The 5499-nt window shown below is 61.8% G+C and carries 6 protein-coding genes; all 6 read left to right on the forward strand.

Annotated elements, in window-relative coordinates; all coding sequences use genetic code 11:
* Nucleotides 1-543, forward strand: a 543-nt coding sequence (locus tag VFL62_RS12255; RefSeq protein ID WP_414644692.1) for an ABC transporter permease subunit, incomplete at its 5' end; no start/stop codon positions are given.
* Nucleotides 540-1370: an ABC transporter ATP-binding protein gene (locus VFL62_RS12260; RefSeq protein ID WP_325172642.1), complete on the forward strand. Its 831-nt coding sequence runs from the start codon at nt 540-542 to the stop codon at nt 1368-1370. The genes VFL62_RS12255 and VFL62_RS12260, both read left to right, overlap by 4 nt.
* On the forward strand, nt 1367-2110 hold the full coding sequence (locus VFL62_RS12265; protein WP_325172643.1) for an ABC transporter ATP-binding protein: 744 nt from the start codon (nt 1367-1369) through the stop codon (nt 2108-2110). The genes VFL62_RS12260 and VFL62_RS12265 overlap by 4 nt, the downstream gene beginning before the upstream one ends.
* A gap of 148 nt (nt 2111-2258) precedes the next feature.
* Complete coding sequence (locus VFL62_RS12270) at nt 2259-3377, forward strand: branched-chain amino acid ABC transporter substrate-binding protein (RefSeq protein WP_325172644.1); 1119 nt, start codon at nt 2259-2261, stop codon at nt 3375-3377.
* 292 nt (nt 3378-3669) lie between these two features.
* Nucleotides 3670-4110: a response regulator gene (locus VFL62_RS12275; protein WP_325172645.1), complete on the forward strand. Its 441-nt coding sequence runs from the start codon at nt 3670-3672 to the stop codon at nt 4108-4110.
* 226 nt (nt 4111-4336) lie between these two features.
* Nucleotides 4337-5499, forward strand: a 1163-nt coding sequence (locus tag VFL62_RS12280; protein ID WP_325172646.1) for an MASE4 domain-containing protein, incomplete at its 3' end; no start/stop codon positions are given.

Raw genomic sequence — 5499 nt, forward strand, 5'->3', positions numbered from 1 at the left:
GGCTTCGAATTCTCGCCGACCCAGCGCATCGTGTTTCTGTTCTACCTGATCCTCGCGCTCGCGCTTTTGACCAATTGGGTGACCATCCGCCTGCGGCGGTTGCCGATCGGCCGTGCCTGGGAAGCCTTGCGCGAGGATGAAGTCGCCTGCCGCGCACTTGGCATCAACATCACCACGACCAAGCTGACCGCGTTCGCAACCGGGGCGATGTTCGGCGGCTTTGCCGGCGCGTTCTTTGCCACGCGGCAAGGTTTCATCAGCCCGGAATCCTTCACCTTCCAGGAATCGGCGCTGGTGCTCGCCATCGTCGTGCTTGGCGGCATGGGTTCGCAGCTTGGCGTCGCGCTCGCGGCTCTCACCCTGATTGGCGGCTTCGAGCTGTTTCGTGGTTTCGACCAATACCGCATGCTGGTGTTCGGCATGGCGATGGTGCTGCTGATGATCTGGCGGCCGCGCGGCCTGATCGGTCATCGTGCGCCGACGGTTTTCCTGCGGCAAAGCACGGCAATCTCTTCCGAACTCGCCAGGGAAGGACGAGGATGACCGGCGACACCATCCTTGCCGTCGAAGGCCTGACCATGCGCTTTGGCGGCGTCGTCGCCGTCAACAATCTCTCCTTTGCCGCCGAACGCCACAAGATCACCGCGTTGATCGGCCCGAACGGCGCCGGCAAGACCACCGTCTTCAATTGCATCACCGGCTTCTACAAACCGACCGCGGGTGCGATCGGGCTGACGCACGACGACGGCCGCAACTTCGCCCTCGAGCGGCTGAATGATTTCCGGATTTCGAAGCAGGCGAAAGTGGCGCGAACCTTTCAGAACATCCGTTTGTTTCCCGGCATGACCGCGCTCGAAAACCTGATGGTCGCCCAGCATAATGCGCTGATGCTGGCATCAGGCTTCACGTTCCTCGGCCTGATCGGTGCGCCATCCTATCGCGCCGCCGAGAACCAGGCGATCGATCAGGCCAAGCAATGGTTGACGCGGATCGGCCTCATCGAGCGCGCCGACGAAGCTGCGGGCAATCTGCCCTATGGCGACCAGCGGCGTCTGGAGATCGCGCGCGCGATGTGCACCGAGCCGGCGCTGCTTTGTCTCGATGAACCGGCGGCCGGTCTGAATGCGCGCGAGAGCGCAGCTTTGAGCGAACTCTTGCTCTCGATCCGCGACCAGGGCACATCGATCCTTCTGATCGAGCACGACATGTCGGTGGTGATGGAAATCTCCGATCATATCGTGGTGATGGATTACGGCGTGAGGATCGCCGAAGGCGCGCCGCAGGATGTGCGAGACAATCCAAAGGTGATCGCCGCCTATCTCGGTGCCGACGAAGAGGAAGCCGCCGCCGTCATGGAGAGCGGCGCATGACGCCGCCGCCCGCCTCGCCTTTGCTTGCGATCCGCGGCCTTCGCGCCGCCTACGGCAAGATCGAGGCGCTCAAGGGTGTCGACCTCGAAATCGCTGCGGGCGAAATCGTCGCACTGATCGGCGCTAACGGCGCCGGAAAATCGACGCTGATGATGACGATCTTCGGCAGGCCCAAAGCCAAGGCCGGCCAGATCCTGTTCGACGGCCGCGACATCACGGCCGTCCCGACCCACGAGATCGCGCGGCTGCGCATCGCGCAATCGCCGGAAGGCCGCCGGATATTTCCGCGGATGAGCGTGGCGGAAAACCTGCAAATGGGAGCCGACGCCACCGACTCGACTGAAACCGAGCGGCAAGGCGGCCTCGATCGGGTGCTGACGCTATTTCCGCGGCTGAAGGAGCGGCTGACCCAGCGCGGCGGCACGCTCTCCGGCGGCGAGCAGCAGATGCTGGCGATCGGCCGCGCGCTGATGAGCCGTCCCCGCCTGCTCCTGCTCGACGAGCCCTCGCTCGGCCTGGCGCCGCTGATTGCCCGTCAGATCTTCGATGCGATCCGCACGCTCAACCGCCAGGACGGCCTCACTGTCCTGATCGTCGAACAGAACGCCAACCACGCGCTCAAGCTTGCCCACCGCGGTTACGTCATGGTCAACGGCCTGATTACGCTCCAGGGAACGGGTGCGGAACTGCTGCAGCGCCCGGAAATCCGCGCCGCCTATCTTGAAGGCGGCCGGCATTAGCACGACGCAAAAAGGGCAAATCGCCGCCCCGTCTGCCCTAAATTTCCCGATGACTTCGCCGCAAAATCAGCCGACAATGCCGCGATACCAGCTTTACCCGGCCGCCTGCCGGGGAAATCCCATGGCGAACTACCCGAGAGGATCTCTCATGAAATCAATCAAGCTCCTTGGCCTGGCAATTGGCGCATCGCTGGCCTTGTCGACGGCAGCGTTTGCGCAAAACGTCACCGTCGGCGTGGCGGGCCCGATGACGGGCGGCGAATCCGCGTTTGGCCGTCAGATGAAGAACGGCGCCGAAATGGCCGTCAACGACGTCAACGCCGCCGGCGGCGTACTCGGAAAGAAACTCGCTCTGGAAGTCGGCGACGACGCCTGCGATCCGAAGCAGGCCCGCTCGGTCGCGGAGAAGTTCGCCAGCTCCAAGATCCCGTTCGTGATGGGGCACTACTGCTCGTCATCATCGATCCCGGCCTCGGAAGCCTACGCCGACGGCAACGTGCTCCAGATCACCCCTGCCTCGACCAATCCGCTGTTCACCGAGCGCAAGCTTTGGAACGTGGCACGCGTCTGCGGTCGCGACGATCAGCAAGGGCTGGTCGCGGCTGACTACATCGCGAAATTCTACAAGGGCAAGAACGTCGCCATCCTCAATGACAAGACCACCTACGGCAAGGGACTGGCCGACGAAACCAAGAAGGCGCTGAACAAGGCCGGCTTCCAGGAGAAGATGTTCGAGTCCTACAACAAGGGCGACAAGGACTTCACCGCGATCGTCTCGCGCATGAAGCGCGAGAACATCGATCTGGTCTATGTCGGCGGCTACCATCAGGAATCCGGCCTGATCGTGCGCCAGATGCGCGACCAGGGAATGCAGACCGTGCTGATGGCCGGCGACGCGCTCGCCGACAAGGAATTCGCCTCCATCACCGGACCGGCCGGCGAAGGCACGCTGTTCACCTTCGGCCCCGACCCGCGCAACAAGCCGACCGCGAAGGCGATCGTCGAGAAGTTCAAGTCGAGCAATATCGACCCCGAAGGCTATACTCTCTACACCTACGCCGCGATGCAGGTGTGGACGCAGGCGGTGGCGAAGGCCGGCACCATGGACCCGAAGAAGGTCATGGATACGATCAAGGCCGGCTCCTGGGATACCGTGATCGGCAAGCTTGAGTTCGACGCCAAGGGCGACATCAAGCAGATCGACTACGTCGTCTATAAGTGGGATGCCAAGGGCGGCTATACCGAGATCAACCCCAAGGGTTCGTAAAGGGTGCGTAAGGCGTTCGTAGGGCTGTTGAGCCCTCAACCCCACGTCTCCATTCAACGCCCCGGTTCGCCGGGGCGTTTTCGTGCGGCTTGTAAATCCCCGGGTTGAATTTCCGCGGCGGGAACCTCTCGCCAGTTGCCGTTAAGACCATCGATTTGCGGGCGATCCGGTAAGTTCGCGTCAACCAATCAAAGGCTTGGCGGCGGGCCGGACTTGGCCGGAATCAAGAAATATGTAACCCTTGGTTGAGCGGACGATCCCCTCGAAAAGAGCTCGATCCAAGAGGAAGTCCATGGCGAGCATTCTCGTCATCGATGACGACCGGGCGGTTCTTGCCACCATCAAGATCCTGCTTGAGCGCGCAGCACATATCGTCGAGACCGTCGACAATAGTCGCACCGGCTTGCAGCTCATCGAAAAGCAGAGCTTCGACCTGCTCATCGTCGATATCTTCATGCCGGGAATGGACGGCTTTGAGACCATGAAGCAGGTGCATCGATCGCGGCCGCAGATGCCCGTCATCGTGATTTCAGGGCAACAATTCAGCCTTGCTTCGGAACACGCCCCGGACTTCCTGCACATGGCGACGCGGCTTGGGGCGGTCTCGAGCCTGCAAAAACCGTTCAAGCCGTCGGAACTGCTGGCCGTGGTCGACGGCTGCCTGTCCAGTTCGCCGCTTCTGCCGGGTCTGCCAGGAAAAATCGCTGCGGCCATTCCCTCCGAACGGCAATAGGGACAATATGCTCGCCTTGGTCGCCTGCCGCTTCGCTCCGGTGCGTTGCCGCGGACGGACGCAAGTTCCATACCTCAGTGCCAGGGTTGCGTTCGTGTTCCGTTGCAGCACCCGCTTTCACGAACTTCGAAAAGTCGCAGGCAGGGCAGACTATCCTGATCGAGCTCGCCGCCTGTAGTGCAGGAACTTCAGAACGGCGCTACCGGAAGAGAGGCAGGAGACAAAGGTGGAAGCAGGCGACGACCGCAATATCTTTCTATCGACCCTGCCTGCCACCAGTAGCGACCGCAAGATTGCCCTTGGCGTCGTTATTGCATCGGCGGTTTTCTTCGTGGCAACCATTCCCTTCGCGCGCGAACAGCTGCCGCCGGTTCCGGCTTTCGTTGCCAGTTATCAATCGGCGCTGGCGATCAATGATCTGATCACCACGACACTGTTGCTCTCGCAATTTTCACTGCTGCGATCGCGGGCGCTGCTGCTGCTTGCCTCGGGCTATCTCTTTACCGCGCTTGCAGCGGTGGTTCACGCCCTCACCTTCCCGAACCTTGTGACCCCTACCGGGTTCTTTAACGCCGGGCAGCAATCCACGGCCTGGATCTACATGGCCTGGCACGGCGGCTTTCCGCTCTTTGTCATCGGCTATGCATGGCTCAAGGACAAGGACGGCGGCGGCAAGATCAAGGGATCGGTCGGCGGTGCGATCGTCGCGAGCGTGATCGGCGTCTTCGCGGCCATTGGCGCCGTTATCTACATGGTCACGGAGCTTCACCAGTTCCTGCCGGTGCTTCTCACCGAGAAAGGCTATGGGCCCGCAATCTTCAAGGCGGGCCTTGTCGTGTGGGGCATCAATTTCGCGGCGCTGGTCCTGCTCTGGCAGCGACGGCCTCACTCTGTCCTCGATATCTGGATCATGGTGGTCGTGTACGCCTGGCTGCTCGACGTGAGCTCATCGGCCTTGCTCAACCAGGGTCGGTTCGACTTCGGCTTCTATATTGGCCGTGTTTATGGACTGTTCGCGGCGTGTTTCGTGCTCGGTGCACTGCTGCTGCAAAACATCAATCTGCAGGCGCGGCTCTCCCGACTGCTTTACGCCCTGCGGCGCGAAAGCGCTTCCGAACAACAGCGTCACCGCGAACGGGAGCGCCTGTTCAGTTCGGTCGTCGAATCCTCCAACGACGCTATCATCACCAAGGCGCTCGACGGCACCATCACCGGCTGGAACCCGGCGGCCGAGCGGCTGTTCGGCTATACCGCCATCGAGGCTATCGGCGAACACATCGACCTCCTCGTTCCGCCCGAGAAGCTGGCCGAGCTACGCGACATTCTCACGCGTGTCGGCAAAGGCGAGAGCATCGCTCACCATGAGACCATTCGAAAGACGAGGGACGG

The sequence above is a fragment of the Bradyrhizobium sp. genome (assembly GCF_035701725.1).
Lineage (GTDB): Bacteria > Pseudomonadota > Alphaproteobacteria > Rhizobiales > Xanthobacteraceae > Bradyrhizobium.

Excerpts from the sequence above, each read along its gene's own strand:
- VFL62_RS12260 (WP_325172642.1), top strand. The coding sequence starts at position 540 with ATGACCGGCGACACCATCCTTGCCGTCGAAGGCCTGACCATGCGCTTT.
- VFL62_RS12265 (WP_325172643.1), top strand. The coding sequence starts at position 1,367 with ATGACGCCGCCGCCCGCCTCGCCTTTGCTTGCGATCCGCGGCCTTCGC.
- VFL62_RS12270 (WP_325172644.1), top strand. The coding sequence starts at position 2,259 with ATGAAATCAATCAAGCTCCTTGGCCTGGCAATTGGCGCATCGCTGGCC.
- VFL62_RS12275 (WP_325172645.1), top strand. The coding sequence starts at position 3,670 with ATGGCGAGCATTCTCGTCATCGATGACGACCGGGCGGTTCTTGCCACC.